Below are 1,287 nucleotides of genomic sequence, written 5' to 3' on the forward strand. Positions count from 1 at the left end.
AGCTATACCACACAAAACACCCCAAATCATGCCAACAAATACATCTGTTGGATAATGCACTCCAAGATAAATTCTGGTTATACCATTTAAGAAAGCCCATAGAAATAATGCGATGTTTAAGAGGCGACTACGTATTAAGAAAGCTAAATATGTAGCAATTGCAAAAGTATTAGCTGCATGTGCAGAGAAGAAACTATATTGATTTTTATTCATCCAAATGAAATTATTAATACAATATTTAATATCTAAATCATTACATGGACGTAAACGAGAAATCCAAGGTTTAATCAATAAATCATCAATACCACCTGCCATAGCTACAGCTAAAATGCATCCCGAAATAGTTAAGACGATTTGTCCCATCGTTTCGTTATTTTTTATAATCAAATAACAAAGCGAAAGATATAACGGAAACCAATAGAAACCATTAGTGAGGGTCATCATAACCCCACTAACCATTATATTATCATAGCCATTGATGAAAATCAAAAGCTGTCTGTCTAAGTCTATAAAATCAGATATATTCAATGCAACCAATAATATACAATGTATAATTAAATTTCTTCTACACTATGAATTGGTAGCCAACCTTCACGATTATCAGACAACTTTACTTTATACCAATCCTTAAATGTACGATCAATAATATAAACTTTTGTTCCTTCATGTAAAAGGATTTCATTTGTACCAGTCTTATTTGGTGCATTTTTTATATACACAATAGGTGATAATACAATCGCATAATTATTATCAGTTATGACAGATTTACGTGAGATTGCAAATATTGTGCTTAGTATAAATAGTACAATTCCTATTGATGAAATATAGAATCCATACTTCCTTATAGCTACTGAACTCATGAAAAAATATGATAAAGAACCAAAGATTGCTATGATAATACTAATGATACCCAATATAGCCCAACAATCTATACTCATTACATTAATAATAGACTTATACCATTTCATAAGAAAGGACTCATCTTCATCAATAAATCCATCTTTTAATTGGGCGCGTACAAATTGTAAGTTAAATTTTATATCACGATCAGATGGATTAATTTTAGCAGCTCGCTCGTAATTCAAGATAGCTTTAGTATAATTTCCTGTACGATAATATGCATTCCCCAAATTGTAATAAAGAGAAGCTGTTCTTTGGGTGCGTAATAACAGCTCGTAATCTTTTATTGCTTGTTGGTATCTCTTTTCCTTGTATGCCTTATTGGCATTATCCACATTTGTAGCATCTATAGAAGTTGAACAGAATAAACAAACGAATAAAAGGAAT

General features: G+C 30.8%; 2 protein-coding genes. Both read right to left on the reverse strand.

Going from position 1 to position 1,287, the window contains the following annotated elements:
* Positions 1 to 528, reverse strand: a 528-nt coding sequence (locus HMPREF9420_RS01510; RefSeq protein ID WP_248628063.1) for a phosphatase PAP2 family protein, incomplete at its 3' end; no start/stop codon positions are given.
* 26 nt (positions 529 to 554) lie between these two features.
* On the reverse strand, positions 555 to 1,287 hold a 733-nt coding region (locus HMPREF9420_RS01515; RefSeq protein ID WP_044078672.1), incomplete at its 5' end, for a tetratricopeptide repeat protein.

Origin of the sequence: Segatella salivae DSM 15606 (assembly GCF_000185845.1) — a bacterium.
Classification (GTDB): Bacteria; Bacteroidota; Bacteroidia; order Bacteroidales; family Bacteroidaceae; genus Prevotella; species Prevotella salivae.